This is a genomic window from Nonomuraea cavernae (genome assembly GCF_040655715.1).
Lineage (GTDB): Bacteria > Actinomycetota > Actinomycetes > Streptosporangiales > Streptosporangiaceae > Nonomuraea > Nonomuraea cavernae_A.
The window spans coordinates 329,201-355,331 of record NZ_JBFAKL010000002.1; the positions used below are offsets into that span (position 1 = coordinate 329,201).

At 70.6% G+C, this 26,131-nt stretch carries 27 protein-coding genes; 15 read left to right on the forward strand and 12 right to left on the reverse strand.

Annotation, left to right across the window (positions count from 1 at the left end):
• Window positions 1–194: 194 nt before the first annotated feature.
• The 3 genes from AB0I38_RS04460 to AB0I38_RS04470 all read left to right on the forward strand — a co-directional run bounded on the left by AB0I38_RS04460 (window position 195) and on the right by AB0I38_RS04470 (window position 2,298).
• A complete protein-coding gene (locus AB0I38_RS04460) occupies window positions 195–944 on the forward strand; it encodes an SDR family oxidoreductase (protein ID WP_358461728.1) in 750 nt (249 codons plus the stop codon).
• Between the two features lie 55 nt (window positions 945–999).
• On the forward strand, window positions 1,000–1,473 hold the full coding sequence (locus AB0I38_RS04465; protein ID WP_358461731.1) for a GNAT family N-acetyltransferase: 474 nt from the start codon (window positions 1,000–1,002) through the stop codon (window positions 1,471–1,473).
• Window positions 1,474–1,620: 147 nt separating this feature from the next.
• A complete protein-coding gene (locus AB0I38_RS04470) occupies window positions 1,621–2,298 on the forward strand; it encodes a DUF998 domain-containing protein (RefSeq protein WP_358461734.1) in 678 nt (225 codons plus the stop codon).
• A gap of 29 nt (window positions 2,299–2,327) precedes the next feature.
• Here AB0I38_RS04470 and AB0I38_RS04475 read toward each other — a convergent pair whose 3' ends face one another.
• Window positions 2,328–3,455, reverse strand: a complete 1,128-nt coding sequence (locus AB0I38_RS04475) for a helix-turn-helix domain-containing protein (protein WP_358461737.1) — start codon at window positions 3,453–3,455, stop codon at window positions 2,328–2,330.
• A gap of 185 nt (window positions 3,456–3,640) precedes the next feature.
• On the opposite strand from AB0I38_RS04475, the gene AB0I38_RS04480 reads away from it, so the two are divergent.
• Together AB0I38_RS04480 and AB0I38_RS04485 are read left to right on the forward strand one after the other, a co-directional pair.
• Entirely contained in the window at window positions 3,641–4,996 is a 1,356-nt protein-coding gene (locus AB0I38_RS04480) for a flavin-containing monooxygenase (RefSeq protein ID WP_358461740.1), read from the forward strand.
• Window positions 4,993–5,874 carry an SDR family NAD(P)-dependent oxidoreductase gene (locus tag AB0I38_RS04485; RefSeq protein WP_358461743.1) on the forward strand — a complete coding sequence of 294 codons (882 nt, stop codon included), beginning with the start codon at window positions 4,993–4,995 and terminating at the stop codon, window positions 5,872–5,874. The genes AB0I38_RS04480 and AB0I38_RS04485 overlap by 4 nt, the downstream gene beginning before the upstream one ends.
• Before the next feature lie 34 nt (window positions 5,875–5,908).
• Here the strand turns inward: AB0I38_RS04485 and AB0I38_RS04490 are convergent, their stop codons facing one another.
• The 6 genes from AB0I38_RS04490 to AB0I38_RS04515 form a co-directional block, all read right to left on the reverse strand.
• Window positions 5,909–6,925: a zinc-dependent alcohol dehydrogenase family protein gene (locus AB0I38_RS04490; RefSeq protein ID WP_358461746.1), complete on the reverse strand. Its 1,017-nt coding sequence runs from the start codon at window positions 6,923–6,925 to the stop codon at window positions 5,909–5,911.
• 167 nt (window positions 6,926–7,092) lie between these two features.
• The gene (locus AB0I38_RS04495) at window positions 7,093–7,428 is read right to left on the reverse strand and encodes a carboxymuconolactone decarboxylase family protein (RefSeq protein WP_358461749.1); all 336 of its coding nucleotides are present in this window, start codon (window positions 7,426–7,428) and stop codon (window positions 7,093–7,095) included.
• 259 nt (window positions 7,429–7,687) lie between these two features.
• Window positions 7,688–8,245 carry a nuclear transport factor 2 family protein gene (locus tag AB0I38_RS04500; RefSeq protein ID WP_358461752.1) on the reverse strand — a complete coding sequence of 186 codons (558 nt, stop codon included), beginning with the start codon at window positions 8,243–8,245 and terminating at the stop codon, window positions 7,688–7,690.
• Between the two features lie 281 nt (window positions 8,246–8,526).
• On the reverse strand, window positions 8,527–9,996 hold the full coding sequence (locus tag AB0I38_RS04505) for a DUF6297 family protein (protein WP_358461755.1): 1,470 nt from the start codon (window positions 9,994–9,996) through the stop codon (window positions 8,527–8,529).
• Window positions 9,997–10,037: 41 nt separating this feature from the next.
• Window positions 10,038–10,664, reverse strand: a complete 627-nt coding sequence (ccmA, locus tag AB0I38_RS04510; protein ID WP_358461758.1) for a heme ABC exporter ATP-binding protein CcmA — start codon at window positions 10,662–10,664, stop codon at window positions 10,038–10,040.
• Window positions 10,665–10,899: 235 nt separating this feature from the next.
• Entirely contained in the window at window positions 10,900–11,211 is a 312-nt protein-coding gene (locus AB0I38_RS04515) for a hypothetical protein (protein WP_358461761.1), read from the reverse strand.
• Between the two features lie 234 nt (window positions 11,212–11,445).
• Between AB0I38_RS04515 and AB0I38_RS04520 the strand changes: the two genes are divergently transcribed.
• Both AB0I38_RS04520 and AB0I38_RS04525 read left to right on the forward strand, forming a co-directional pair.
• Window positions 11,446–11,721 (forward strand): helix-turn-helix domain-containing protein, encoded by a 276-nt coding sequence (locus tag AB0I38_RS04520; RefSeq protein WP_358461765.1) that lies wholly within the window; start codon window positions 11,446–11,448, stop codon window positions 11,719–11,721.
• Window positions 11,721–12,584, forward strand: coding sequence for a hypothetical protein (locus tag AB0I38_RS04525; protein WP_358461768.1), 864 nt, complete (start codon window positions 11,721–11,723; stop codon window positions 12,582–12,584). Before AB0I38_RS04520 ends, AB0I38_RS04525 begins: the two co-directional genes overlap by 1 nt.
• 273 nt (window positions 12,585–12,857) lie before the next feature.
• Here AB0I38_RS04525 and AB0I38_RS04530 read toward each other — a convergent pair whose 3' ends face one another.
• The 3 genes from AB0I38_RS04530 to AB0I38_RS04540 all read right to left on the reverse strand — a co-directional run bounded on the left by AB0I38_RS04530 (window position 12,858) and on the right by AB0I38_RS04540 (window position 16,999).
• Window positions 12,858–13,259 (reverse strand): helix-turn-helix domain-containing protein, encoded by a 402-nt coding sequence (locus AB0I38_RS04530; protein WP_358461771.1) that lies wholly within the window; start codon window positions 13,257–13,259, stop codon window positions 12,858–12,860.
• Between the two features lie 834 nt (window positions 13,260–14,093).
• Window positions 14,094–14,507 (reverse strand): hypothetical protein, encoded by a 414-nt coding sequence (locus tag AB0I38_RS04535; protein WP_358461774.1) that lies wholly within the window; start codon window positions 14,505–14,507, stop codon window positions 14,094–14,096.
• Window positions 14,508–14,521: 14 nt separating this feature from the next.
• On the reverse strand, window positions 14,522–16,999 hold the full coding sequence (locus tag AB0I38_RS04540; RefSeq protein WP_358461777.1) for a DNRLRE domain-containing protein: 2,478 nt from the start codon (window positions 16,997–16,999) through the stop codon (window positions 14,522–14,524).
• Between the two features lie 607 nt (window positions 17,000–17,606).
• Here AB0I38_RS04540 and AB0I38_RS04545 point away from each other — a divergent pair.
• Complete coding sequence (locus AB0I38_RS04545; protein WP_358461780.1) at window positions 17,607–18,098, forward strand: helix-turn-helix domain-containing protein; 492 nt, start codon at window positions 17,607–17,609, stop codon at window positions 18,096–18,098.
• A gap of 202 nt (window positions 18,099–18,300) precedes the next feature.
• Here AB0I38_RS04545 and AB0I38_RS04550 read toward each other — a convergent pair whose 3' ends face one another.
• A complete protein-coding gene (locus AB0I38_RS04550) occupies window positions 18,301–18,537 on the reverse strand; it encodes an ABC transporter ATP-binding protein (RefSeq protein ID WP_358461783.1) in 237 nt (78 codons plus the stop codon).
• Between the two features lie 56 nt (window positions 18,538–18,593).
• On the reverse strand, window positions 18,594–18,986 hold the full coding sequence (locus AB0I38_RS04555; protein WP_358461786.1) for a GntR family transcriptional regulator: 393 nt from the start codon (window positions 18,984–18,986) through the stop codon (window positions 18,594–18,596).
• A gap of 77 nt (window positions 18,987–19,063) precedes the next feature.
• Between AB0I38_RS04555 and AB0I38_RS04560 the strand changes: the two genes are divergently transcribed.
• The 7 genes from AB0I38_RS04560 (at window position 19,064) to AB0I38_RS04590 (ending at window position 26,016) form a co-directional block, all read left to right on the forward strand.
• Window positions 19,064–19,486: a TOBE domain-containing protein gene (locus tag AB0I38_RS04560; protein ID WP_358461790.1), complete on the forward strand. Its 423-nt coding sequence runs from the start codon at window positions 19,064–19,066 to the stop codon at window positions 19,484–19,486.
• A 148-nt stretch (window positions 19,487–19,634) separates the two neighbouring features.
• A complete protein-coding gene (locus AB0I38_RS04565) occupies window positions 19,635–20,486 on the forward strand; it encodes a class I SAM-dependent methyltransferase (protein ID WP_358461793.1) in 852 nt (283 codons plus the stop codon).
• 185 nt (window positions 20,487–20,671) lie between these two features.
• Window positions 20,672–22,027 (forward strand): extracellular solute-binding protein, encoded by a 1,356-nt coding sequence (locus AB0I38_RS04570; RefSeq protein WP_358461796.1) that lies wholly within the window; start codon window positions 20,672–20,674, stop codon window positions 22,025–22,027.
• Window positions 22,027–22,968: a carbohydrate ABC transporter permease gene (locus AB0I38_RS04575; protein WP_358461799.1), complete on the forward strand. Its 942-nt coding sequence runs from the start codon at window positions 22,027–22,029 to the stop codon at window positions 22,966–22,968. The genes AB0I38_RS04570 and AB0I38_RS04575 overlap by 1 nt, the downstream gene beginning before the upstream one ends.
• Window positions 22,965–23,792, forward strand: a complete 828-nt coding sequence (locus tag AB0I38_RS04580) for a carbohydrate ABC transporter permease (RefSeq protein WP_358461802.1) — start codon at window positions 22,965–22,967, stop codon at window positions 23,790–23,792. The genes AB0I38_RS04575 and AB0I38_RS04580 overlap by 4 nt, the downstream gene beginning before the upstream one ends.
• Complete coding sequence (locus AB0I38_RS04585; protein ID WP_358461805.1) at window positions 23,789–25,051, forward strand: 6-phospho-beta-glucosidase; 1,263 nt, start codon at window positions 23,789–23,791, stop codon at window positions 25,049–25,051. The genes AB0I38_RS04580 and AB0I38_RS04585 overlap by 4 nt, the downstream gene beginning before the upstream one ends.
• Complete coding sequence (locus tag AB0I38_RS04590) at window positions 25,048–26,016, forward strand: N-acetylglucosamine kinase (protein ID WP_358461808.1); 969 nt, start codon at window positions 25,048–25,050, stop codon at window positions 26,014–26,016. The genes AB0I38_RS04585 and AB0I38_RS04590 overlap by 4 nt, the downstream gene beginning before the upstream one ends.
• Window positions 26,017–26,131: the final 115 nt, after the last annotated feature.

Sequence of the window (26,131 nt, forward strand, 5' to 3'; positions counted from 1 at the left end):
CAGCGCGGCGGAGCACACCCGTCCGGCGTTCCGCCGGCGCGAGGGCCAGGTCGAGACAGGAACCCTGACCGGCGGCCGTGGGATTCCTCCTCGTTGACGAGGGGAGGATGTCAACCGTCAGAAAGGTGCCAGAGACGACCGGTGAGCGGTGCGGACATCTCTCCGGGTCGGCAGGGCGGCGGACGGGGGATCCCATGAAGATCGTGGTCATCGGCGGCAGCGGACTCATCGGCAGGAAAGTGGTGAACGACCTGCGCGGGCGCGGTCACGAGGCGGTGCCCGCGTCGCCGTCCTCGGGCGTCGACACCCTCACCGGCGCCGGCCTGGCGGCGGCTTTGCAGGGCGCGCCGGTGGTCGTGGACGTGTCCAACTCCCCCTCCTTCGAGGACAAGGCGGCGCTGGACTTCTTCAGGACGTCGACCCGCAACCTGCTCGCCGCGGAGGCGGAGGCGGGCGTCGGACATCACGTCGCGCTGTCCGTGGTGGGCACCGAGCGGTTGTCCGAGAGCGGCTACTTCCGCGCGAAGAACGCGCAGGAGGAGCTGATCAAGGAGTCCTCGATCCCCTACTCGATCGTCCGGGCGACGCAGTTCTTCGAGTTCGTCAAGAGCATCGCCGAGGCGGGCTCCGAAGGCGACGCGATCCGCATGCCGACCGCGCTCATCCAGCCCATCGCGGCCGGCGACATCGCCGACGCCGTGGCCGACGTGGCCGTCGGCCCGCCGGTGAACGGCGTCGTCGAGGTCGCCGGGCCCGAGCGGTTCCATCTCGACGACCTCGTACGGCGCGGCCTGAGCGCGTGGCGCGATCCGCGCGAGGTGGTGCCCGACCCCCACGCGCGCTATTTCGGCATCGAACTGGCCGAGGACACCCTCATCCCCGTCGGCGAGGCGCGCATCGCCGAAACCCGCTTCGCGGACTGGCTCGCCCGCCCGGCCACCTAGCCGGAGCAGGCCGGAGCCCGGCCACCGCGAGCCGGGGCGGGCTATGGTCTGGCAGATGGGTGACGCGCGAAGGGCGACGGCGGCGGACGCCGCGGAGCTGGTACGACTGCGGAGCGTGATGTTCGCCGACATGCCGGGACAGGAGTCTGGCGGCGACGCATGGATGGGGAGCGCCAGGGAGGCGCTGTGCCGCCGGCTGGACGAGCCGGACCCGTCGATGGTCGCGTTCGTCGTGGAGCGCCCCGACCGGCCGGGCGAGCTGGCGGCCTGCGCGGTGGGCGCCGTGGAGTTCCGGCTCGGAGGCCCGAGGAATCCCAGCGGAGTGTCCGGATACGTCTACAACGTCGTGACCGATCCCGCCTACCGGCGACGGGGCTACTCCCGGCTCTGCGTGACGGCACTGCTCGACTGGTATCGCGACCGCGGGATCACCACCGTCCACCTGCGCGCCTCCACACAGGGCGAGCCGCTCTACCGCTCGCTGGGGTTCGTCCGCACGGCCGCTCCCGCCATGCGGCTCAAGGGCTGAGCGACCGGCCGGCCCCACCAGACGTCGCGGAAGGGAGGGCGACCACCCCACCTCGGAGGAAGATCGCGATGGCGCATTGACAAAATTGATTTTTATATTCAAGATTCCTTTTGAAAAGGTACGCGCATCCCGAGGAAATGAGTGCACATGAGTCATGCCTGGCAAGCGCCCGAGACGGCGCCCGTAGCCACCTCGTCCAGGACGACGCCCCTTCTGTGGTGCGGTGTCGCCGCCGGCCCGCTGTTCGTCGCCACGGTCGTCGTCCAGGAGCTCACCCGTGACGGGTTCGATCCCGTGCGCCACGCGCTCAGCCAGCTGAGCCTGGGCGACAGCGGCTGGATCCAGACGGCCAACTTCGTCGTCTCCGGCCTGCTGGTGCTGGTTTCCGCCGTCGGCCTGCGGCGCCTGCTGCATCCGGGTCCCGCCGGGACGTGGGGGCCATTACTGATCGGCCTGTACGGGTTCGGGCTGATCTGGGGCGGCGTGTTTCCCACTGATCCGGCCGCCGGTTTCCCACCAGGCACGCCTGACGTGGTGAGCGAGCCGAGCTGGCACGGCATGCTGCACAACCTGGCCCCGGTCTTCACCGGCCTGACCCTGATCGTGGCCTGCCTGGTCTTCGCCCGCCGCTTCGCCCGGCTCGGGCAGCGCGGGTGGGCGGCCTACTGCCTGGTGACCGCGCCGGCCTACCTCGTCCTCGGGTTCGCCGCCTTTCCGCTGGCGGACCTGAGATGGCTGCTGCTCGGCGGGGCGCTGATCTGGCTGTGGGCGTCGGCGGTGACCTTCAGGCTCATCACCGAATCGAGGACGGCCGGTCAGCGGTAGCCGGTCTCGCCGTCGCGCAGCCGGTACGGTCAGGCCCGGGTCAGCCAGGCGTGGCACAGCCACCAGGCGTCCACCGCGCCGAACGTCGCGTACGGGTCGATCCCGGTGACGTCGGCGAAGCGCTGCAGCCGGTTGCGCACCGTGTTGGGGTGCACGAACAGCGTCTCGGCCGCCCTGGCCACGTCGCGGTCGGCCTCCAGCCAGGCGCACACCGCGCGGGCGATCGGCTCGGCCCGCGTGCCGAGTGCCGTCCACGCCGGGCGGTGATGGTCGAGCAGCACCGCCGCCAGCTCGGTACGGTCGGCCATCGCGGCCAGCGCCGGCACCCTGGCGACGTGCACCACGCCGTCCCGGCCCGTCGACTCGGCGGCGTTCAGCGCGGTGATCGCCAGACGTCGTACGGTCGCCAGTTCCTCGGGATCGGCGGGACCGGCGAGCCCGGCCACCGTCCCTGGCCTGGCGGCGCGGCCCGACGGAGCCCGGCCGAGCACCCCGACCAGCAGGCCGTCCACCACCGCGCACAGCACCGGGGGCTGCTCACGCAGCGAACGCTCCAGGGCCGTCGCGGCCTCGCCCGGACGGGCGGCCACCACCCACAGGCCGCCGGTGACCGGCAGGCCCGCCTCGGCCGCCGCCAGCGCGGCCGCCGAACCTCCGTCGAGCAGGCGGCGCAGGATCGACGCCTCCCGATCCCAGGTCCGCGGGCCCTGCACCGCCTTCGTGGCATGGTGCGCCGCGATCAGCCTGGCCCGCATGGCCTCCGCCCAGTCGTCGTACAGCTCGCGAGCGTCCAGCAGGCGATCAGGACTGACCCCTGCCGCGCCGGCGACCTCCCGGGCCCGCGACCAGATCGCCCGCTCGGCCACGTGGATGGCCCCCAGAACCGCCTCGATGGGCACGCCCTGCCGGGCCCGCGTGACGGCGAGCTCCTCCACGAACGACAGCTCCGCCTCCGTCGGGCCGCGCCTGGCCGCCAGCGCCCGGGTCGCCGCCACGAGCAGCGCGCGGGTGTGCCCGGCGATGTCAGGCGACGGCAGGACGGCGATCTCCCGCACCTTCGCCCGCACCACGGACACGACCGACGCCATCAGGTCGGCGTCGCCGGCGATCCGTTCGATGAGGTCGCCCACGGGAGTCCAGTCGTCGCGAGAATCCACCCCGTGATCGTGCCCGAGGTTGTGATTCCTCACAACCCGGGACGGCAAAACCGTAAGGAGGACCATGGTCCGGGCCCCGATCAGGCCATACGTTGGAAACCGCCACAACAGGCGTCCACAGGCGGGTGGTGACCCCACTCGCCGCGCCCTCTGACGTAGCCGCGCCCCTCGAGGAGAACGCCCCCATGCTCCCTGCCTGCCGTGTCGCCGTGATCGGCGCCGGAGCGGCCGGACTCGCCACCACCAAGGCCCTGCTCGACGCCGGCCTCGACGTTGTCACGTACGAGAAGGGCGACCGGCCCGGCGGCCTGTGGGCCCGCGACAACAGCAGCGGCCTGTCCCCCGCCTACGCCTCCCTGCACCTCAACACCAGCAAGGGCCGCACCGAGTTCGCCGACTTCCCGATGCCCGCCGAGTGGCCCGACTACCCGTCGGCCGACCACGTGGCCGGCTATCTCGCCGACTACGCCGAGACTTTCGGCCTCACCCCGCATCTGCGGTTCGGCGCCACGGTCGGCTCCGTCGAGCGCGATGGCGCCGGGCACTCCTGGACCGTGACGACCGAATCGGGAGAGACCGGCCGCTACGACGCCGTCGTCGTCGCCAACGGCCATAACTGGGACCCGCGGCTGCCGGATCCCGGCTACCCCGGCACGTTCGCCGGCACCCAGATGCACGCCCACGACTACCGCGTTCCCGACGTCTTCCGCGATCGGCGGGTGCTGGTGGTGGGCATGGGCAACTCCGCGATGGACATCGCCGCCGACGCCTCCAACGTCGCGCGCGGCCCCGTCCTGCTCTCCGCCCGTCACGGCGTGCACATCGTGCCGAAATACCTGTTCGGCCGGCCCGCCGACGCGACCGGCGCCGCCATGTCCGCGCTGCCCTGGCGGCTGCGCCAGCGCATCGCCGAGACCCTGCTCAGGCTGGCCGTCGGCGCCCCGCAGAGCTACGGACTGCCCGCCCCCTCGGGCGGCCTCTTCCAGAACCACCCCACGATCAGCGACACCATCCTGCACCGCCTCACCCACGGCGAGGTGGCCCCCCGGCCGGGCGTCGACCGTCTCGACGGCGAGCGCGTCGTCTTCACGGGCGGCGCCTCCGACCCGGTCGACGTGATCGTCTGGGCCACCGGCTACCGCGTGACCATGCCCTTCCTCACCTCACACTGGCTCGGCGACGATCCGGAACGGCTGCCGCTGTACCAGCGCATCTTCCACCTGCGGGATCCGAGCCTGGCCTTCGTCGGGCTCATGCAGTCGACCGGCGCGGCACTGCCCATCGTCGAGGCCCAGGCCAAACTGGTCGCGGCCCACCTGTCCGGCCGCTACGCGCTGCCCTCCGCAGCGGAGCAGCGGCGCTCCGTCGCCCGCGCGCTGCGCGCCGCCACAGAGCGGTGGGGCGACCGGCGCCCGGCCATGCGCGTCGACTTCGACCGCTACGTCGCCGCGCTGCCGCGCGAGATGAAGGCCGGCCGGGCGCGGCTGCTGCGCGGCGCCCGGCCGTTCACCCCTACCCGCCGCGAGGAGACCCGCGCGTGAGCACTTCCCCCGCCTCCCCCGCCTCCCCTGGTTCCCCTGGCCGTACGACCGGCCGCCGCCGTGACGCGCGCGGCCTGCGCGTCATCGTCACCGGTGCGTCCGGCACGTTCGGCCGGGCGATCAGCGCCCGGCTGGCCGGGCTCGGCGCCCACGTCGTCGGCCTGGACCTGGCTCCGCGCTCTGACGACCCGGTCGAGGTCCTGGCCTGCGACATCACCGACGACGCCGCCGTGCCCGCCGCCGTGGCGGCCGCCATCGCAAAGCTCGGCGGCCTCGATCTGCTGATCAACAACGCCGGCGTCGGCGGCCCCGCCCCGGCCGAGCTGCCGCCCGGAGCCGAGGCCCGCCGCCAGCTCGACATCAACCTGCTCGGCACCTGGCGTGTCACCGCCGCCTGCGTGGACGCCCTCGTCCGATCCCGCGGCCGGGTCGTCATGCTCTCCTCGCGGATGGCCGTCATGCAGCTGCCTCTCGCGGCCGCGTACGGCGCCTCCAAACGCGCGCTCGTCGCGTACGCCGACGCGCTGCGCCTGGAGATCGGCACCCATGTCACCGTCACCTGCGTCTACCCGTCGGCGGTGCGCAGCCCCATCCACGACTCGACCGCCGCCGCCGGCCTGTCGCTGGAGGGCATGAGCAGCTACGAGCCGCTGGAGGGCGTGGTCGACGCGGTGCTCCGCGCCGCGCTCGGCCGTCGGGCCCGCCGCGACCTGGCGACCACCCGCCGCGGCGCCGTCGAGCTGTTCCTGGCCCGGCACCTGCCCTCGGTCACCGACCGGATCATCGCCCGCACCCTGGCCGGCCGCGCCCGTTCCGGCGCGTTCGACGGAGCCGAGCTGGCGGCCGGGGTCGTCGCGCGCCACACCGGCACCCCCTGAGCACGGTGCCGGGCACGCCGGCTCCCCCGCCGGGTCAGGGGCGCAGCAGCACCTTGATGGCGCGGCGCTCGTCCATGGCGCGGTAGGCGTCGGCGACCTGCTCCAGCGGCAGCGTCAGGTCGAACACCTTGCCCGGGTCGATCCGCCCGTCCCACGCCCGCTCGATCATGTCGGGCAGGAAGCGGCGCACCGGCGCGGGACCGCCGCGCAGCCCTACCTGCGAGTAGAACAGCTCCTCGACCGGGAGGTCGGCTCCGTGCGGGACGCCGACGAAGCCCACGTTGCCGCCGGGCCGGGTCGAGAGCAGGGCCTGCAGCATCGACTCGTGGGTGCCGACGCACTCCAGCACGGAGTCCGCGCCGACTCCGTCGGTCATGTCCTTGACGCGGGCGACGCCCTCGTCTCCCCGCTCGGTCACGAGGTCGGTGGCGCCGAACGCGCTCGCGAGCCTCTGCCGCGTCTCGTGACGGCTCATGGCGATCACCCGCTCGGCACCGAGTTGCGCGGCGGCCAGCACACCGCACAGCCCGACGGCGCCGTCGCCGACCACGACGACGGTCGCGCCGGGCTTGACCTCGGCGGCCGCGGCGGCGTACCAGCCGGTGCCCATGACGTCCGACAGGGCCAGGAGGCTGGGCACGAGCTCGGCGGCGGGCTCGCCGGGAGTGGCCACCAGGGTGCCGTCGGCCAGCGGGACCCGGACCAGCTCGGCCTGGCAGCCGAGCATGAGCTCACGGTGCAGGCACGAGCTCTGGTAGCCGGCCCGGCAGTTGGGGCAGATGTTGTCCGAGGCGAAGAACGAGCCGATGACGAACTGGCCGGGCTTGATCGTGGTGACCTCGCCGCCGACCTCCTCGACGACGCCGACGTACTCGTGCCCGATCGGTGTGGACTCCGGGAACGGGGTGATGCCGCGGTAGTACCACAGGTCGGACCCGCACACGCAGGTGGCGACCGTGCGGAGGACGGCATCGCCGGGATCGACGACCGCCGGGGCGGGACGCTCTTCCAAGCGCACGTCGCCGGGGGCGTGAAAGACGGCTCCTCGCATGATGGCTCCTCGCTCTCGGGTCCGGGGCTCTCGGGTCCGGGGCTCTCGGTCCTGGGCTCTCAGTCATGGGCTCGGGTCACAGGCGGGACCGGCCCGCCCGCGCGTGGCCCGCCGGCCGCCGGTTGTGGAGCTCCATGGCTTGGCTCACCGGCTGACGCGGCGCCGCGTCAGCCGATGTCGTCCTCGGCCCGCTCGACGATGGTCTTGAGGGTGTTCATCGCGGTCATGGCGGCCGGCCAGCCGGCGTAGAAGGCCAGGTGGGTGATCGCCTCGACCAGTTCGTCCTTGGTCAGGCCGTTGTCCAGGCCCTTGCGCAGGTGGAACTCGATCTGGTCGGTGCGGTACAACGCGGCCAGCGCGGTGATGGTGACCAGGCTCCGGTCCCGAGGGGACAGTTCGTCCCGCTCCCAGACGTCGTCGAACAGCACGCCGTCGGTCAGCTCGACCAACTTCGGCGCGAAGTCGCCGAACCGCTGACGGGCGGCGGTGGACTGTGTGGCCATGGTCGCACTCCTCGACGGTCGCCATATAACCCCTTTTTATGGTTATTCACCTCATTCGGGGCATACCCGGCGATAGACGACATTCCGTCACCGGCAGTCCTGCTGCGCACCCGTTTTCGGGAAAACGGGCGCGTAGCAGACGTCGAGTTGAGCGACGAGCAGCTGAACACGCTGGACGACCTCCCCCCGGCCTCGGCGAGCACCACGACGAGGAGCAGACGCGGTTGATCGGCCACTGACCGGGGACCGGCCGGGGCGCTCAGACGGCGCCGGGCGTGGCCGAACCGGCCAGCCACTTGGCGCCCTCGTCATACAGGCGCTCGACGGCCGGGCCGACCAGGCCGGGCAGCCCGCCCTTCACGGTGAACCCCGCCTTGGTCTGCAGATAGCCCAGGTGGCGGTAACCGGCCGGAAAACGACCCAGCAGCTCCGCGTCCAGCGCCAACGTGGCCGCCGGGTCGACGACGTCCAGCCGGTCCTTCTCATAGATCGGCTGCCTGCGTACGAGCTTCCAGGCGCCGTCGTGGACGGCGAGGAAGTCGTAGAACCGCCCGGTGCACACGACGTCGACCTCCACGCCGTCGATCGCCGCCCGCTGGTTGATGGTCATCTTCGTCTGGGCCACCGCCCGCTCCCTCGCCAAGTCACACGTGTGACCGCCGAGGAAGTGCAGGATGTTCACCCCGGCCTCGAACCCCTCACGACTGCGCGTGATGAACTCACTGGCCGGCCCCTGGAACCAGGTGGCGCTCATCCAGCCGTCCATCGGATGCCAGAGCGTGGCGAACCGCTCCCAGAAACCGGCGTCACGCCACAACGCCTAGTTTTCCACGAGCTCGCGAATCGCGATCCTGTCCTCATCCACCTTCGCCAACGCGGACCTCCCGGTCGTCCTCGCTCGAACCCCGATGGCACCCGCCATCGGGAACCACGTCCGGCATCGTCCTGCACCGGACCTCGCGCGGTCCACCATCCGCTGCCGTCCAGTGGCAGCCGTCCAGTGGCAGCCGGCCCCGCACGTCGCGGCGGGGATCACCGATCGCGCGGGCCTGTCGGTCAAGGCCACCGAACCCGCGCCCACCCGGCCGAAACCCGCGCTCATCCATCAGAGGCTGTCGACCGGCGGCCCCGGCGCAGCAGGAAGGCGGCGAGCACGCCACCTCCCACGAGGGCCTGGACGACCACCGAGGTGGCCGGCGAAGCCGCCGGGTCGGTCAACGCGGCCAGCGTGGGGAGGCAGCCGAGCAGCGCGAGATCGACGCCGGTCAGCGCCCAGATCAGCGGCCCGGTCGGCAGGGAGCCGACCGGCGTCTCGATGACCGGCTGCGCATGGTCGACGGGCCGCCGGCCGGCCATCCGCAGGGCCGCCGCGGCCAGCGCGGGAGCGAGAGCCGGGCCCAGCAGCCACCACGGACCGCCGGGAAGGACACCGGCCACCGCCAGGCCGGCCAGTGCGAGGGTGGACCACAGGCCTGCCATCAGGGCGGGCAGCAGCGCACGCGCGGCCAGCAGGGCTCGCCCGTCCACGGCCAGCAGCCGGGCGAGGGAGGGGTTGTCGCCGTCGCGGCGTGCGCCGGTGGTGCACGCCACGGCGGCTGCCAGCGCCCCGCACAGCAGGACGCCGATCGGCAACACGGACATGCCTCCCGAGGCCTGCGCAGCCAGAGCGGGCAACGCGACGGAGCCGGACAGCACCGCCAGCCGTCCCGGGCGTCTCCCGGCCCGCCGCCACTCCTGCCAGGCCGGCGCCAGCGCCCTCCCCCAGCCGCCCGCAGCGGCGAAACCGGGCCAGGGACGGGAGCCCAGCGCCCGTCCACGCCAGTGGTCGTCCTCGGCGGCCCAGGTCAGCGCGCCGGGATCCAGGGTGACCGCGGCCGAGATCACCCGCCCGCTCCTGACCGACGAGCTCAGGAGCCGCCGAGCGGGGATGCGGTCGAGCGCCGCCCATGCCCGCCGCAGCAGCACCGCGGCCCCGGCGGCCACCAGGCCGGCCGCCGACACGGCCAAGCCGACCGGCGCGCCGGCGACGGCGGTGAGAGCCTGCCGGGCAGGGCCACTGCCCAGGACGGCCACCAGCACGGCCATCACCACGATGCCCGCGATCGCCACCCGCAGCCAGGAGTCCCACGCTCCGGCGGCCTGGGCGAGCACCGCCGCCGCCATGCCTCCCGCGCCCGCGCCGACGCCCACCACGAGTGCCGCGACCAGGCGGAGAACGAGGTTGTCCGGGGCGCCGAACGCCGACAGCGCGGCCAGGCCGAGCACCGCCCCGCCCGCCACCGCGATCACCAGCAGGACCGTCACCGCTCTGCCCAGCACCGAGCGGCGCGGCAGCGGAGACAGCACCAGCCAGGCGGCGTCGGCTGCGGGCAGCACGACAGGCCCCAGGAGGCGGGCCAAGGCGAGGTATCCCGCGTAGGCGACCATGACCAGCGCGAGCGCCGCGGCCAGCCGCGCGGGATCGACCCCGGCCGCGAGCCCGCGCAGGGTGGCGGCGAGGGGCTGGCCCAGCAGCGCCACGCCAAGGGCCGCCCCGAACACCGCGGCGTAACGATCCGACCAGGTCATCGGCCGTCCCCGGCGGGATCGGAGGTAGGCGCGCGCGGGGTTCACGACGCGGCTTCCAGCGTGATCAGGCGGGCCCCGGTGGCCGTCGCGAGCTGGAGGTCGTGCGTCGCCATGACCACCGTGCCCCCGTCGCCGGCGTAGCCCTGCAGAATCGCGGCGAGGCGGGCCCGGAACGCCGCGTCCAGCCCGCGCTCCGGCTCGTCCAGCAGCAACAGCCGGCTCGGCCGGAGCAGCGCCATCGCCAGCGACAGCCGTTGCCGCTGTCCGGTGGAGAGGGTCAGCGGGGACAGTTCGGCCCGTCCGCGCAGCTCGAACATGTCCAGCGCCTCCCCCACCGTCAGACGGGCGTCCCGGTGGACGGCACTCATCAGCTCCAGATGCTCCTGGACGCTCAATCCCGGATACCAGGCCGGCTCGTCGCCGACCAGCACGACCCGCTCCCAGAATTCGGCGGCGTCGACCGGAGGCCCGCTGAGAACCTCGATCAGGCCGCGCAGCGGCGGGCGCAGACCGGCCAGGCAGCGCAGCAACGTCGACTTGCCCGCGCCGTTCTCCCCCAGCACGGCTACGACCTCGCCCGCCGCGGCCACGAGGCCGACATCGCGCAGGACGGGGGTGTCCCCCAACTCCACCTCGACGCCGTGGGCAGCGATGATCATTTCTGACATGGCCCGAGCCTACGTGCACCAGGCGCCGCCCGGTCCCTGGGCCTACAGGACAGCGGTCACGCTATGTCCTCTTGAGAGGCGGTCCGAAAGGTGGTCGTGAACAGGGCCTCGATGCTCTCGTCGTCGAGCCCCGCCCCGTCCTGAGGAGCGCCTCGCCATCCGCGCTGCCCGCCTGGTCAACCGGTCGCCTCTGGCGCGCTCGCGGCCCGCCAGTAAGCCTCCAGGGCGGGTCTGTTTAGGACTTGGAGCCCGACACGGAGGGTGTCGGTGTCGAGGACGGGACAGAGGGCGATGTGCTCGGGTCGGGGAGGTCGCCGGGGACGGGCTTGGGCTTGCCAGAGATGCAGGAGTCGACGAAAAACTCCTTTACCTGAGCCTGCCACTGGGGCGTGCTGCCGCCAGTCTGCATGTCGGGCGGCATGTCGCTGCTCGCACCGCTGCCGTTGAAAGCGCGCTCGCACCGCGCCTTGTCGATCTTCGCCTCCTGCGAGTACAGCAGCTTGTAGGTGTCCACGCCCCGGTTGGCTGACTTGCGCAGGAAGGCCATGCGCTCGTCATAGAGGTGGAACTGCTGCAGGCCGTGGTGAGCGCAATGGCAGCAGCCGCCACGGAAACCAGAGCGATCTTGCTGGGGGATTCATGTCTCACATTGTGAAGGGCGCCGACGTTCTGGGACTGCTGGAATTGCGATGCGGAGAACGACACTCCCGACGACGACGACTAGGAGTGGACCTGGCGGACGCCCCGCCACCCATCGCACGCTGACGTTAAGCCGCCGATCATGTCAACCATCGGCGTGACGCGACAGGACCCCACGCAGGACCACACCGGCCCCCTGCAGCCCACCCCCCAGCAGCAGGCGAGCCGCGAGGCGCTGCAGCGGCCCACGATGACCGTCCGCGAGGCGGCCGCGGTGCTCGGCGTCGACCGCGGCGCCGCCTGCGCGGCCGTTCACCGCGGTGAGTTGCCCGCGCTGCGTATCGGCCGCAAGATCCTCATCCCCACCGCGCCCATCCGGGCCATGCTCGGCATGCTGCCCGCCGACGGCGGGCAGTGATGAGCATCCACCTGATCGTCGAGGTGATGGATCACGCACCCGACCTCACGCACCGCGAGCACAAGGTGCTGATCGTCTTCGCCGAGAAGGCCAACGACATCACCCGCCAGGCCTGGCCTGGCATCGACAGTCCCGAGTTCGTCCGGCGGACGCGGATCAAGAGCCGGTCCGAGCGCTACCAGGTCATCAACGAGCTCATCGCCAAGGGCGTGCTGCGCCGGGTCAGCGGCGGGCACAACGGCCGTCGCGCGGTGTTCGAGATCCCGCCGCTTGCCCCTCAGGCCACCACAGGACAGGACGGTCAGGGTCCGGGAGACCAGGACCCTTCCGCTGGGAAGCCTCCGGGAAAGCCGGACCCTACGGCAGCGGCGAAGGATCCGGAAAACCTGGCCGAAGGGGCCGGGAAAACCAGCCGAAGCGTCCGGGGAAGCTGGACCCCATCTCCTCAATCCCCTCAAGAACCCTCATCATCAGGGCGCGTACCTGCGCGATCAGCCCCCGTCGTGCGGCCCGCGCAGGTGGTGATGAACGAGCTCGGCGTCGACGCCGGCGAAGCCGCGCAGATCGCGGCCGCCGTGCAAGCCGAGCACCGGCCGCGCGACCTGGCCGGCTACCTGACCAAGCTGGCCCGCACCGGCGACCTGGCCGACTGGCAGGACCGCGTCCGCGAACAGGCCGCCCGCCAGCAGGCACGCGCGGCCGCCGGCGACCACCGCACCGCGCCGCCCTGCCCGCACGGCGAACCCGGCGGCGACCAGTTCCACCCGCGCACCGGCCGCCCCTGGTGCCCGCTATGCCGGGCCGGCGCTCCCGCCGACATCGACGCCGCCATGCTCTCGGGCAGCAGGACCGGCGGCTCATGAGGGCCACGGGGTTCCCGGACTGGCCTACGCCCGCGTGCCAGGACGGCTCGCTTCGGCCGTCCTGCCCTGAACTTTCGAGAGTTTTGCGAGGCACCACGCGCGCGGGCGCGCGCGAACGCGGTGGCGTCGCTCGCTGCCAGGCCAGCCGCTATGGCGCGAAGTGCGCGAACGCCCGGCCAGGTCGCAATTGGTGACAATTTTGCAACACTCGGCAATCAGTGGGGTGCCCTGCTCTTGTCACTAAACCTGGCAACAGGGCACACACTGCTGGTGCTAGTGTCCGGCCGGGCGGTCGCGGGCGTCGTTGATGCGCAGCGCCTTAGCGAGCTGGTCTTCCAGGATGATGATCCGGCAGGCGGCTTCCACCGGGGTGCCCTGGTCGACCAGTTCCCGGGCCCGGGCGGCCAGGCGCAGCTGGTAGCGGGAGTAGCGGCGGTGCCCGCCGCCGGAGCGTAGCGGCTCGATCAGTCCGGCGGTGCCCAGAGCCCGCAGGAACGTCGGGGTGACACCGAGCATTTCGGCGGCCGCGCCCATGCTGTAGGCGGGGTAGTCCTCATCGTCGAACCGATCCTCGAACCGGTCTTCGGCCCTGAATCCGGGCGTGGATCCGGCCGTGTGCGCGATCCTGCCGTGAGCGATCGTGTCTCCACCGGCAGCCGAGCGACGTTGACCCATACATTCCTTTCCCTGACGCGCACAGGGGGCCCCGGCGCGTGTCGCGCCAGGGCCCCGAAGAGTTCAACACCATCTACCGGCCATCCGGCCGGCTTACCGTCGTCCGCATCCGCCGTACTGCCTGGCGTGATGCGGGGATCGCGGATACGTGACCTCAGACCACCTTCCCATCTGTGGAACTGCGGTACCCGAGCGGCGAGACTTCAGCCGGCAACGGGCGATCCCGATGGCGTTCAACACTCCCTTCATCTCTATCTTCCGGACCTACTGCCCTACTTCACCTGCAGGCAGCGCGTCCACGCTCTGGGCCCCTAACCGTGCGCTGGCCCGTCACGTCCGACCTTCTGCCTCAACTTGCACTTCATCTAGCTCCGGGCAGTTCATCGTGGTGCCAATACTTCCGCTGCCCGTCGATCCGTCCTTGCGATGTGAGAAACACTAGCCCCAGCAGCCTCAAATGTCTACTGTGGCGAATGAAGATTTCCGCTGTCAGGCGTGGCAGCCTTCCGGCGGCGTCATGGAGAGCTGCTTCGCCCTGGTATCGGCGACCCGCGTGCCAGGCCGGAATGTGTGCATCAGCCGATTCCGTGATGATCGCGCCGATACGGTGACCGTCGTGGACACTGCGAACACCGTTCACTAGATCAAGGTCACCCTGCGCGAGGTTCACCCGCCGGTGTGGCGGCGTTCATCTGCCGTCGACGGCGACCGGTCCGATGGGTCTTCAAATAACGATCGTTTGTTGAAACGGCGAGAGTGGGGAAGATCGCCGTTGCCTGCTACCTGGCAGACCCGCGGCGAACCGCGGGCCTGCCACTTGGACGACCGTCACGCCTATCCGGACTGCACATTGACCGCGACAGGTTTCTCGGCCGCGGTATTCACTACCGCCCGGTCGCCCAGCGGTGTCTTCAACCGGAGTTGCACCGGATGCGGATACCCAGTCAACGTGCTGTACGTCGGCTCTTCCCAAGGCCACGGCCGATCACAGATGTCCTCCTCTACGAGAACACCGATGACGACCGTCGATGCGGACTCTTCCACAATGGTGTCGGCCACGCGCTCGCACGGCTCGGGATTCGAAGGAGGGCGGCTGAACATGACCTGCATGGTCAGCGTCCGCCCGTCGGGCGACAGCGTCACGTTCTTGACGTTCCGCCACTCCGACGTACTGCATCCCGCCACAACCAGTGAGACGCAAACCACTGCGAGTGCTCTGCTCCCCAGGCTGGTCCTGAGCGTGGCCATAGAGTCTGCCCTCCTTACCTGCGTTTCATGACGTCGCCACCGTACGACTGCCGCACTGTGGTGATGTCGGTGAACGCTACATAGCAGTCGAGCAGGGTGGAGGTGCCGCTGCTCGTGATGCCCTTGGCGACGACGGATCCATCAGATTGGAATGTGTAGATGGGGCCGCCGGAGTCTCCGCCTTCTTCCCTGAGGCATTCCGAAGCGTGCGTGGCGGGGATCGCGTTGTCCAGCAGTCCTCCGTCGGTCTTGAAGTAGTCGTTGCCTTCCACGACCTTCCAGGAGCAGTGCTGCCCGTAGTATCTGCCGCCGACGCAGAACAGATCGCCGGGTGCCGACCGTCGTTGCCAGCTCCGTTTCACCGGCCGCTTCTCCCTCGACGTTGGACCACCGATGAAGATGGACGCGGTCGGGTAGATCGAAGCGTTCGGGGTCACCAGGGCTGAGTCGCCCTGTGCCTCGTTCTTACCGGGCAGGAACACTGTGCCTATACCGTCGTCCCAGGTCGTCAGCACGCGCTTGCCGTACTCGCGCGTCCCGCCGGTGAGCGGTACGCCCGTAGGGTCGTCCACCGGGAGGCAGTGCCCGGCCGTCACCAGTCGCCTCCCAGCGGGAAGCGACCACGCGAACCCCATCGTGCACTCGAAGTCATTCTTGGTGTCGAATGCTCCGCCACCGTTGATGTATTCGTCATTGTCGTTCGCGCGACTGTCCGTGCCCGCCTGCGTCGTCAGCTGCCGGTTGTCCGTGCCCGTTTTCGTCGTCAGTCGTGCGGCGTCGGGCTTGAGCCTGATCACCACGTTGTTGACCCCGTATCGCTGGGCTAGCGCCAGGCGGAGCTCCGGTGACACGGCGTTGGCCGTGATCAATACCTTGTTCCGCTCGGGCCACGGCCGCGCGGAGATGATCGCGTCTGCTCCGGGAAGTTGAGCGCTGGTCAACTGCAGTACTTCACGAATGATCGTCACTTGCTGGCCATGGCTGGCCGTCACATCGGGGACCTGGGGGGTGAAGTTGTATGACTCCGTTGGTCCGGGTGGGCCTTCGCCGTCTTCGTCGGTGTCGCCGTCGGTGTACTCGCCCGGGATCGTCCAGTCCGTCCCGCCGTATCCGAGGTAGGCCGTACCGGACAGCAATGCAGATCCGACGGCGTGGCCGTCAGCGGTGGCCGCAGGCACGATGACCTGGCCGCTGACCATGTCCACGTACGGGTCGGCGAGCTTGTCGGCATTGGCCACGACCCGGTCGAAGGCCGCGCTCAAGGCGTGCGCCTGCGGCTCGGCCATCTGTACGGCGTCGTAACGCCAGTTCGCGGGAGCCTGGATCACCTCCACCCCGTCCGGCCCTGCCGGACTCACCACGACCGGGTCGCCGACCGGCGAGAACGTCGCCGTGAGCTTCGGCGGATCGTTGAAGTCGCTGTTCTCCGACGACGGGTAGACGCGGTAGTTCCGGACCGCCCGCTCCGTCGGCGACATCAGCACCAGCCCGTAGTTGCCCACGTCGGCAGCCCACTGCTGCGCCACCGCGGTGATGTCCCACGTCATCGGCGTCGGCGCACACGAACCGCCCACGCTGCTGCGGTTGGTCACGGCGTTCTCGGTGGTGTTGGTCGGCTGCTGGGCCCAGGTCACCGTCGCCGGGCTCCAGCCGCTCGTGACCCGGCGCACCTGGATGCCGTCGCTCACCTGTGACCCGCAGCTCGGGCCGTCGATGTTGAGCAACGACAGGGTCACGTTACTGATCTGCTGTCTCACCAGGGATGATGTGTCGAACTTCAGATAGGCGCGGCTCTTGGTTCCATCCGACTGGGTGCCGGCCATCAACGTCATGCCGCTGCCGTTGGGATCATTGGGCGTGACGCTCCACACATCCGCGTCGGAGGCAGCTGTCATACTGAACGCCGACTGGAGCGTGACCGGGTACCGCGTCGCCGGATCGGCGAGGAAACCGGGGTCCGGCTTGAGCTGCAGCACTTGCTGCGTGCCGGACTCTTCGACGGAGGTCTCGACCGCCCCGGCGCGCCCGGCGGGCTTCCGCATGTCCTTGGCGCTCCGGAGGGTTGGCGGAGAATTGACCGCGATGTTCAGCCCGGAGGCGTCCGTCACACGAAGGACGCCATCGGAGGTTTCCCGAAGAGAAAGACCCTTCCCCCGGAAGGGAATCTGGAGTTTCACGTCCTTGGCCGGCCGGGTCCGCAGCACCACGTCGTACCGGAATCCTGTCGCGAGCGCGGTGACGACGAGGTCTGCACCGGGGCCTGCCGCGTCCGGGTAGGTGGCGTGGCTGCCGTCCAGAGTCGGCGTGGGCAGCGTCGTCGGCCAGGTCAGCGAGAGGGATCGGCCGTCTTCGGGCGCGTAGGAGGTGATCGCCGCATCACCGCCACCGGACAGTGCCAGGTCGCCCTTGATGACCTTGGGCTTCACCACGCCGCCCTGTTCGCTCAGGGTGGGGTCGATCCACGCCCAGGCAGCATTCTTCTTCACCCGCACGGGCCGCGCCCACATCTCCGTGGTGATACGACCGTCGGGGTGGCGCCAGTAGCGCGTGGTCTCGGTTGCGGCGCCGAGAAGCTCGACGGGGCCTGCCGCGGTCGCAGCACCCGTCCGGGAGGTTGTCGATGTTCCTGAGGCAAGGCCAGCGTGTGCGGGGGCGGAGAGTCCAGCGGCCAGAACAGGTACTAGGAGCCCTACCAGGATTCCGAGAAGCCGGCTGCGATGTCGAGTCGTGGGAGAAAGAGAGAGAACTGAGAGTGACACAGAACTCCGATCTTGACGAAGATCATCAACAGAGCGGAAGGTAACAGTAAAGATCGGGAAAAAGCAACATCACAGACAAAGGTCGCGATACGCGACAAGACAAACTCCGCAATGTGTGTGAAATAGGTCGTTTAAGGGACGGTTCCACGACGCCGGAGCCGTCTCCGCAGATCCCCAGTTCAGACGATCACGCGATTCCCGGCGATCGTCCCGAAACCCGTTGTGACTTTCTGAAGTCGCGTGCACGGATGTCCTGCTGTTTCGGAGTCTGTGCAGAGGACTGTGAAGCACCGGATTGTCAGCAGTTCTCTGCGCTACGGTGCGTTTGTTCCGTACTCGCGTGCGCGACGGTGAGGCCCTGGGCATGGATGGCGGGCAGACGGAGATCGTTGAGCGGGGCGTGCTGACCGCCCCGAATGCGGCTTGGGATGTGGCGATACGCCAGGCGGAGCTGATCAGCCCACTGGCCGATCAGCCGCGGCTGGGATTGGCGGCCGCGAACGCGGCGGCGGACGAGCTGGGGATCTCGCGGCGTCAGGTGTACGTGCTGCTGAGCCGGTGGCGGGCTGGCGAAGGCGTCGTGTCGGACCTGCTGCCCCGGAGCTCCAGCGGCGGCCGGGGGCGACGGCGGTTGCCTGCGGCCGTTGAAGCGGTGCTGCGCGAGGTCATCGAGTCGCGGTATCTGAGCCGGCAGCGGCGTTCGCTGGCGGCGGTCTACCGGGAGGTCGTACGCCGGTGCCGCATCGCCGGCCTGCCGGTACCGGCCCGTAACACGCTGGCGCAGAGGTCCCAGCGACGCATCCCGACCGCGGTGAATTCGCCAGCCGATTGAGTGCAAGCCATGGCTCCTCCACCGGGCCACCGGCGACGTGGGCGTGTTGAACGAGGCCATCGCCTCGGGCCGGGCTGCCGTGAGGGCAACCCTCGTCGACCATCCCGACCGGCCGCGGTTCCTCAGCAATCTGGCCGCCAGCCTGCGCGCCAGCTATGAACAGACCGGCGACGCCGCGCTCCTTGATGAAGCGGTCATGCTGTCACGCGCCGCGATCGACGCCACGCCCCCCGCGCAGCCCGCCGAGAACCTCGATCAGGCCGCGCAGCGGCGGGCGCAGACCGGCCAGGCAGCGCAGCAACGTGGACTTGCCCGCGCCGTTCTCCCCCAGCACGGCGACGATGTCCCCCGCCGCGGCCACGAGGCCGACATCGCGCAGGACGGGGGTGTCCCCCAACTCCACCTCGACGCCGTGGGCAGCGATGATCATTTCTGACATGGCCCGAGCCTACGTGCACCAGGCGCCGCCCGGTCCCTGGGCCTACAGGACAGCGGTCACGCTATGTCCTCTTGAGAGGCGGTCCGAAAGGTGGTCGTGAACAGGGCCTCGATGCTCTCGTCGTCGAGGCCGGCCAGGCGGGCCTTGGCCAGCCAGCGCCGCAGCTCTCTGCGCAACGGTGCGTGCGCGGCCAGGGAGGAGTCGGTCAGCGTGCGGGTCACGAACGTCCCGACTCCGGGCCTGGCCGCCACGAGGCCCTCGTGTTCGAGCTCCCGGTAGGCCTTGAGCACCGTGTTGGGATTGATCGCCAGCCGCCCCACCACGTCCTTGACGGTCGGCAGCTGGTCACCCTCACGCAGCAGACCCAGCCGCAGCGCCTGCCGTACCTGCTGGACCAGCTGCAGGTACGGCGAGACCCCGGACCGGCCGTCCAGATGGAACTCGATCATCAATCCTCCATTTATCTAGTCACCTAGCACTTGAGGGTAACGGATGCTCAGCGGCCGTAAAGGTAGGGTGAGGGCTTGTGACGACGTTCCGGATCAGCGAAGCCGCCACACTGCTCGGAGTCAGCGCCGACACCGTCCGCCGCTGGGTCGACGCGGGGCGGCTGCCGGCCGAGCGAGACGAGCACGGCCACCGGCGGGTCGACGGCGCCGACCTGGCCGCCTTCGCCCGATCCCAGATCGACGCGGGCGGCAGCGGCCGCTCCTCGGCGCGCAACCGCTTCCGCGGGATCGTCACCGAGGTGATCAGGGACGAGGTGATGGCACAGGTGGAGATCGCCGCCGGCCCCTTCCGGGTGGTGTCGCTGATGAGCCGTCAGGCGGCCGACGAGCTGCGCCTGGAGCCAGGAGTGGTCGCGGACGCCGTGATCAAGTCCACCAACGTGGTCGTGGAGATCCCCGACCACTCACGCGTGACCAGCGGCCACCAGGAAGCCAGATAGCGGCGTTCGGCCAGGTCGCCGGGCGACCAGCCGCAGGTTGGGCGCAGCCCCCCGATCCGCATGCGGATCATGACCTCGAAAGCCACCCTTTCTTGCGTCATGAGCAAGGCGCTATGCCAACCCCGCAAGCCGGCGTTACGGTCGAATCATGAACCACCACCACCAGCACGCGGCCTCAGGGCCCGGCGACCTCGCCATGGCCGAGCTTCTGGACCTCGACGCCGAAGTGCTCCACACCTACCTGTCCGACGTGACCGCCTGGCTCGCGGAGCTCACGAGCGATCGGCACCCGCGCCGGATCCTCGACCTGGGCAGCGGAACCGGCACCGGCACCTTCGCCCTGCTGGAACGCTTCCCGCAGGCCGCCGCGACCGCCCTGGACATCTCTCCGCAGTTGCTCCACCACCTGGCCCGCAAGGCCCGCGCCCGCGGCATGGAGAGCAGGATCGAGACGGTCCAGGCGGACCTGGACGCGGCATGGCCGGCCCTCGGCACCGCCGACCTGGCATGGGCGGGCTTGTCCCTGCACCACATGGCCGACCCCGCGCACATCCTGACCGAGGCGTTCGGCGCGCTGCGTCCCGGCGGGCTGCTGGTCATCTCCGAGATGGACTCCTTCCCGAAGTTCCTGCCCCACGACCTCGGCCAGGGACGCGCCGGACTCGAAGCGCGCATCCACGCCGCACGACACAACGAGCAGCCCCGCGCGACGCACGCGGGCCCCGACGAGCTGACCCCACAGCTCCGCACGGCCGGCTTCACACTCCAGGCCAAGCGAGCCTTCGCCATCGACCTGCGGCACCCGCTCCCGGACGCCGCCCGCCGCTACGCGCGACTCTCCCTCCAGCGGGCACGCGACCACCTCGACGACCACCTCGACACCGAGGACCTGACCACCCTCGACACCCTCATCGCCGGCGACGGCCCCCACAGCGTCCTGCGCCGCGACGACCTCACCGTGCGCACATCGCGGACCGTCTGGGCGGCCAAGCGGCCCTGAGGGGCACCCAGTTAGTCAGGTGTCCTACCCTAAAGCCGCCAATCACGGCGTTCGTGGCGCGTCACGAGTTGGTTTCGAGGCTTGACCGAGCCGGATTACCCACTTACGGTCCCTAGCAAGTTAGGAATCCTTACTAATCCTCCGGCGGACGACTAACCCCCCACACCAGCTCATAGGAGACCCTCGTGCGCTTCGTCCCTCTCGCGGCGGCCGGGTTGCTGGCCCTGTCGCTGACCGCATGCACTGCGGGCAAGGAGGCGCCGCCATCGCTCGGCGCCCAGCCCAAGGCCACGACGAGCGGCACCGGCCCGGCCGCCGCCGCGTTACCCGCCGCCACGCTGGAGCTGTGGCACGGCTTCTCCACCGACGTCGAGACGAAGGCGTTCGAGGAGGCGGTCGCGGGCTTCACCACGAAGTTCCCGCAGATCAAGGTCACCATGAAGAAGGGCATCCAGGACGACCAGATCACCCAGGCGATCCGCGGCGGCAAGGCGCCCGACGTGGCGGCCTCGTTCACCACCGACAACGTCGCCCAGTGGTGCAAGAGCGGCGCGTTCCAGGACCTCACCCCGGTCATCGAGCAGGACGGCATCGACCTCGGCGTGCTGCCGGCCGCGTCCCGCGCCTACACCGAGTTCGAGGGCAGGCGGTGCACGATGCCGCTGCTGGCCGACGCGTACGGGCTCTACTACAACAAGGCGCTGATGAAGGGCGAGCGGCCGCCGAAGACCCTGACCGAGCTGACCGAGCTGACCAAGAAGCTCACGGTCCGCGACGCCGACGGCACCATCAAGGTGGCCGGCTTCATCCCCAGCTTCCAGTACTACGAGAACTCCCCCAGCCACCTCGGCCCCATGGTCGGCGCCCGCTGGTACAACGACGACGCCACCTCTGCCATCGGCGCCGACCCCGCCTGGAAGCAGCTCCTGCGCTGGCAGAAGGAGCTGGTCGACTGGTACGGCTACGACAAGCTGGAGAAGTTCCGCAAGGGGCTGGGTGACGAGTGGGGCGCCGAGCACCCGTTCTTCAAGGGCAAGGTCGCCATGGTGCTCGACGGCGAGTGGCGCAACGCCATGATCGCAGGCGACCCCGTGGCGAAGGACCTGGACTACGGCACCGCCCCGCTGCCCGTCGCCGACGACAAGCCCGAGCTGTACGGCAGCGGCTTCACCGCCGGGACCGTGATCGGCGTGCCCAGAGGCGCCGAGCACCCCCAGCACGCCTGGGAGCTGGTCAAACACCTCACCACCGACACCGACTCGCTGGTGACGCTGTCGAACGCGCTGCGCAACGTGCCCACCACCAAGGCCGCCATGGACCACCCGGACCTGGCCAGGGACGAGAACTTCGGCACGTTCCTCGACATCTTCGCCCACCCCAAGACCTCGACGCTGCCGCCCAATGTCAACAGCGTCTTCAACCAGGACGCCTTCTCCACCTTCCTCACCCAGTGGGAGAAGGGCGCGGTCAAGGACCTTGACGCCGGGCTGGCCGGGGTGGACAAGCGGATCAACGACAAGCTGAAGCTCTCCGGAGGCTGATGATGGTCTCCACCCGCGTCGCGCCCCCGCCCCGGTGGCGCGGCGACGGCGCGCGCGCCCTCCTGTGGCTGTCGCCGTGGCTCATCGGCGTCGCGCTCTTCTTCGTCTATCCGCTGCTGTCCACGGTGTACTTCTCCTTCCACCGCTACGACCTGTTCACGCTGGAGTTCATCGGCCTGGACAACTACCGTTACGCCTTCTCCGACCCCCGCGTGCTGCAGTCGGGGCTGAACACCCTGTGGCTCGTGATCTTCATGGTCCCGGCCCAGGTGCTGTTCGCGCTCGGCGTGGCGCACCTGCTGACCAAGCTGAAGAGCGGCGGCGGCATCCTGCGGACGATCTTCTACCTGCCGTCGCTGGTGCCGATGGTGGCCGGCACGGTCGCCTTCGTGTACCTGCTCAACCCGGCGACCGGCCCGGTCAACCAGCTGCTGGCCTGGTTCGGGATCACCGGACCCGACTGGTTCGGCAGCGCCGCCTGGTCCAAGCCCAGCCTCACCCTGCTCGCCCTGTGGGGCGCCGGCAACGCCATCATGATCTTCCTGGCGGCGCTGCTGGACGTGCCCAAACACCTGTACGAGGCGGCCGCGATCGACGGGGCGGGCGCCTGGCGGCAGTTCCGCAGCGTCACGCTCCCGGTGATCTCCCCGGTGCTGATGTTCTCGGCGGTCACCGGCGTGATCTACGCGGTGCAGTACTTCACCCAGGCGATGATCGCCTCCCGGGTGGCCTCCGGCGCGACCGACTCGCCCGGCACCACATTCACCCCCGGCTATCCGGACGGCTCACTGCTCACCCTGCCCCAGCATCTGTTCCACACCGGTTTCCGCGACTGGTCGATGGGGCTGGCCTGCGTGCACGCGCTGCTGCTGTTCGTGGTCGCGATGCTGTTCACGCTGGTCCTGCTGCGCCAGTTCAGCCGGGCGGAGGCGGCGTCGTGACGCGCAGGCGCGGCCTGATGTGGATCGCGCAGCACGCACTGGCCATCGCGCTCGCGCTGATGTTCCTCGGCCCGGTCGTGTTCGTGGCGCTGACCGCGCTCATGACCGACGAGCAGGCGCTCACCAGCCGGCTGTGGCCCGAGCAGTGGAACTGGGCCAACTTCGGCGAGGTGTTCGCCCGCTCGGAGCTGCTCACCTGGACGGCCAACACCTTCGTGTACGCCTCGCTGGCGACGCTGTTCATGCTGGTGTCGTCCATTCCCACGGCCTACGCGCTGGCCCGCTTCCGCTTCCGGGGGCGCACGGCGGCCTTCCTCGTGGTGATCAGCGCGATGATGCTGCCGCCGCAGGTCGTCGCGGTGCCGATCTACCTGGTGTGGGCCCGGCTCGACCTGACGGACTCGCTGTGGCCGCTGATCCTGCCGATGCTCTTCGGCGACGCCTTCTCGATCTTCCTGCTGCGCCAGTTCCTCATCACGATCCCCCGCGACTACACCGACGCGGCCAAGGTCGACGGCTGCTCGGACGTGCGGATCCTGTTCACCGTCATCCTGCCGATGGCCCGTCCCGCGATCGCGGCGGTGGCGCTGTTCTCGTTCTTCTACTGCTGGAACGACTACTACGGGCCGCTGCTGTACGCCGGAGTCGACCAGGAGGGCTGGACCCTGTCGCTCGGGCTGGCCACCTTCAAGGCCTTCCACAGCGTGCAGTGGAACCTCACCATGGCCGCCACCCTGCTGGTGACCGCCCCGGTGATCATCGTTTTCCTCTTCGCCCAGCGGGTCTTCATCGAGGGCGTGACATTGACGGGAGTGAAAGGTTGAAACTCGCCGTGGTCGGGGGCGGCTCGACGTACACGCCTGAGCTGGTCGACGGGTTCGCGCGGCTGCGGGAGGAGCTGCCGCTGACCGAGCTCGCCCTGGTGGACCCGGCCGCGGAGCGGCTGGATCCGGTCGCGGGCATGGCCCGCCGGATGCTGCGCGCGGCCGGGCACCCGGCCGTCGTGACCGCGACCGCCGACGTGCGCGAGGGCGTCGCCGGGGCGCGGGTCGTCCTGCTGCAACTCAGGGTGGGCGGACAGGCGGCCCGAGAGGTGGACGAGACGCTGCCGCTGCGCTGCGGCTGCGTCGGCCAGGAGACGACCGGCGCGGGCGGGCTGGCCAAGGCGCTGCGCACGGTCCCGGTGGTGCTGGACATCGCCCAGGTGATCGCCGAGCACGCGCCCGAGGCGTGGATCGTCGACTTCACCAACCCGGTCGGCATCGTCACCAGGGCGCTGCTGGACGCGGGGCACCGCGCGATCGGGCTGTGCAACGTGGCGATCGGCTTCCAGCGCCGCTTCGCCGCCGCGCTCGGCGTCGAGCCGTCGCGGGTGTCGCTCGGCCACGTCGGCCTCAACCACCTCACGTGGGTGCGCTCGGCGCACCTGGACGGGGCCGACGTGCTGCCGGACCTGCTCAAACGGCACGGCCCGGAGATCGCCGCCGAAGTCGGGCTGCCGGCCGAGCTGATCACCAGGCTCGGCGCGGTGCCGTCGTACTACCTGCGCTACTTCTACGCCCACGACCTCGTGGTCGAGGAGCAGCGCACCGCGCCGACGCGGGCCTCCGAGGTCGCCGCCCTGGAGCGGCGGCTGCTGGAGCTGTACGCCTCACCGTCCGCCGACACCAAGCCCGAACTGCTGGAGAAACGCGGAGGCGCCTTCTACTCCGAGGCCGCCGTGGCGCTCATCGCCTCGCTGCTCGGCGACCGCGGCGACACCCAGGTCGTCAACGTCCGCAACGGCGGCGTCCTGCCGTTCCTGCCGGACGAGGCGGTCGTCGAGGTCCCGGCCAGGATCACCGCCTCGGGGGCCGTGCCGCTGCCCGTCGCCCCCGTCGAGCCGCTGTACGCCGGGCTCATCGCGCACGTGTCGGCGTACGAGACGCTCGCCCTCGAAGCCGCCCGGCGCGGAGGGCGTGAGCGGGTCGCCGACGCGCTGCTCGCCCACCCGCTCGTCGGCCAGGAGCACCTGGCGCGCGAGCTGACCGGGCTGCTGCTGGAGGCCAACCGCCCGCACCTGCGCTGGGCGGGAGCTCGGTGAGGACGATCCTGGCGGTCGACGGGGGCAACAGCAAGACCGACCTCGCGCTGGTGACCGAGGACGGCACGGTGCTCGCCACCGGCCGGACCGGCCCGTTCACGCCGCAGAGCGCCGGGGTGGACGCCGCCGCGGACGTGGTCGAGCGGGGGGCCAGGGCGCTGCGCGACGGCATGGCCGCGCCGTACGCCGACGTGATGGCGGCTTACCTGGCCGGGGCGGACTTCCCCGCCGAGGAGGAGGCGCTGCGCGCCGAGTTCCTGGCGCGCGGCTGCGCGGGCGAGGTGTCGGTGGCCAACGACACCTTCGCGGTGCTGCGCGCGGGTGCCTCCCTGCCCTGGGGGGTGGTCGTGGTGTGCGGGGCCGGCATGAACGCCGCCGGCGTCTCCCCGTCCGGCGACACGGCGCGCTTCCCCGCGCTCGGCAGGCGCAGCGGCGACTGGGGCGGCGGCGAGGAACTGGCCGAATGGGTGCTCTGGCACGCCGCCCGGATGGAGGACGGGCGTGGCCCGGCGACGGCGCTGGCCGAACTGGTCGTCACGCACTTCGGCACGGCGAGCGTCGCGGAGGTGGTGCTCGCCCTGCACTTCGGCGAGCTGGACCCGGCCCGGCTGCACGAGCTGGTGCCGGGCCTGTTCGCCGTCGCGGCCGGCGGCGACGCCGTGGCCAGGGGCGTGGTCGCCCGGCAGGCCGAGGAGGTGGCCGTGATGGCCAGGGTGTGCCTGGAACGGCTCGACCTGCTCGACACGCCTGCCGAGGTGGTGCTCGGCGGGAGCGTGCTGACCGCCCGGGACCCGTACCTGCACGGCCTGATCGAGGCCGCGATCGGCGCGAGCGCGCCGGACGCGCGGGTCGTGGTCAGCGCCCTCCCCCCTGTCGCGGGCGCCGCGCTGGCCGGGCTGGACCTGCTCGACGCGGCCGAGGCCGCGCGGACCCGAGTTCGCGATCATTTCAGGAGGAGCAGTTGACATCCTCCCGGCTCTGAAGAACCGGGATTCCAACCGTCGCCGGTTGGTCTTCCTGCTTCACCGCCGGTCGCCCGCCCGAGAGAGGACTCTCGTTGAGGTCTTACACCGGCTCCAC